Consider the following 2,128-nt stretch of genomic DNA (forward strand, 5'->3'; position numbering starts at 1 on the left):
GGGCCGATGCGGGCTTGATCAGGTGGCCACCGTGGGGCCGGCCATGCCGGTGCGCACCCTGATGCCCGCCACCTGCTCGGCCACCGCCGCCAGTTCGGCCAGTGCCTGCTGCACGGGTTGGTCCTGTTGCGCCACATCGGCCTCATAACGTTCCAGGTAGAGGCGCAGCGTGGCACCTTCGGTGCCGGTGCCCGACAGTCTGAAGATAACGCGCGCGCCATCGTCAAAAATCAGCCGGATGCCCTGCTGGCCCGACACCGAACCATCCACCGGATCGGTGTAGGCAAAATCGTCGGCCACTACCACCCGGCGCTGGGCAAACTGCCGCCCGGCGAGGGCAGGCAGGGCGGCGCGCAAAGCGTCCATCAGCGCACTGGCCACGTCCACTGCAATGCCCTCATAGTCGTGCCGGGTGTAGTAGTTGCGGCCGTACTGGCACCAATGCTCACGCACTAAAGTTTCGACTGATTTGCCAGTCGCACCTTGCAAACTGAGCCAGAACAAAATCGCCCAGAGCCCGTCCTTTTCGCGCACGTGGCTCGAACCGGTGCCGTAGCTTTCTTCGCCGCACAGGCTGACGCGCCCGGCATCAAGCAGGTTGCCAAAAAATTTCCAGCCGGTGGGGGTCTCGAAACAGGGCAAATCCAGCGCCCGGGCCACGCGGTCCACCGCGGCCGAAGTCGGCATGGAACGCGCCACGCCGCGCAGGCCATTTTTGTAACCCGGAATCAGTTTGGCGTGCGCGGTCATCAGCGCCAGGCTGTCGGACGGCGTGACGACAAAGTTGCGGCCCAGCACCATGTTGCGATCGGCATCGCCGTCCATGGCGGCGCCAAAATCAGGCGCATCGGGCTGCTGCATGTGGGCAATCAGGTCTTCGGCATTGACCGGATTGGGGTCGGGGTGCAGGCCGCCAAAGTCTTCCAGCGGTTCGGCATTCACCACGGTACCCGCGGGCGCACCCAGCTCGCCTTCAAGAATGGCCCTGGCATAAGGCCCGCCCACTGCGTTCATGGCATCCAGGCGCATGCTGAAACCGCGCGCAAACATGCCGCGCAGCAGCTCAAAGTCAAACAATTCACGCATCACCGCAGCGTAGTCCGCCACCGGGTCGATCACCTCAACCTGCAGCTGCTCGACCTGCTGCAGGCCCAGGCGATCAAGGTCAATGTCAGGTGCGTCGCTCATGCGCAACTCGGTCAACACCTGGGTGCGCGCATAGACCGCCTCGGTCAGGGCCTCGTTGGCCGGGCCACCGTTGGCCGCGTTGTACTTGATGCCAAAGTCGCCCTCGGGCCCGCCCGGGTTATGGCTGGCCGACAGCACGATGCCGCCAAAGGCTTGGCGGCGGCGGATCACCGCGCTGACCGCAGGGGTGGACAAAATGCCGCCTTGCCCCAGCAGCACGCGCGCCACGCCATTGGCCGCGGCCAATTTCAGAATGATTTGTACCGCCGTGCGGTTGTAAAAGCGGCCATCGCCGCCCAGCACCAGCGTCTGGCCCTGCAAGGCGCGGCCCTCGGCACCGCCGACGTTGAGCACATCGAACAATGCCTGGACAAAGTTTTCCAGGTAGCGGGGCTGGGTAAACACCGCCACCTTCTTGCGCAAACCCGAGGTTCCGGGACGCTGCCCCGCAAAAGGCTGGGTAGGAATTGTCTGAATGGCCATGATGGATAACACCTGCTGCAAAGTGACCGCTTGAATTTAGCACCAAACGCCCCCGCGAAAGCCGCGCGCCCAGCATTTAAAATGTGACAATTCCTTTGTGGCTGCGCAAAATACCCGGTTTTCCGGTCAAACCGGCCGATTGCCTGGCCAGTTGTGAGCGCACCGCAGCCCCCCATTTGAGACCACCCCGTGACCTACGCCTTTGAAACCCGACGCCGCCGCACCTTTGCCATCATCTCGCACCCCGACGCGGGTAAAACCACGCTGACCGAAAAACTGTTGCTGTTCTCGGGCGCGATCCAGATTGCCGGCTCGGTCAAGGCGCGCAAGGCCACGCGCCATGCCACCAGCGACTGGATGGAGATCGAAAAACAACGCGGCATCTCGGTCGCTTCATCTGTGATGCAGATGGTCTATCGTGACCATGTCATCAACCTGCTCGACACCCCCGGCCACA

The 2,128-nt window shown here is 63.2% G+C and carries 2 protein-coding genes; one reads left to right on the top strand and one right to left on the bottom strand.

The features are described from left to right. Positions 1 to 18 precede the first annotated feature (18 nt). Complete coding sequence (locus IBX54_RS14680; protein ID WP_296543395.1) at positions 19 to 1,671, bottom strand: alpha-D-glucose phosphate-specific phosphoglucomutase; 1,653 nt, start codon at positions 1,669 to 1,671, stop codon at positions 19 to 21. 189 nt (positions 1,672 to 1,860) lie between these two features. Between IBX54_RS14680 and IBX54_RS14685 the strand changes: the two genes are divergently transcribed. Beyond that, a partial coding sequence (locus IBX54_RS14685) for a GTP-binding protein (RefSeq protein WP_296543396.1) occupies positions 1,861 to 2,128 on the top strand: 268 nt, incomplete at its 3' end.

Origin of the sequence: Rhodoferax sp. (assembly GCF_014859475.1) — a bacterium.
In the GTDB taxonomy this organism is placed as follows: domain Bacteria; phylum Pseudomonadota; class Gammaproteobacteria; order Burkholderiales; family Burkholderiaceae_C; genus Rhodoferax.

Excerpts from the sequence above, each read along its gene's own strand:
- IBX54_RS14680 (WP_296543395.1), bottom strand. The coding sequence starts at position 1,671 with ATGGCCATTCAGACAATTCCTACCCAGCCTTTTGCGGGGCAGCGTCCC.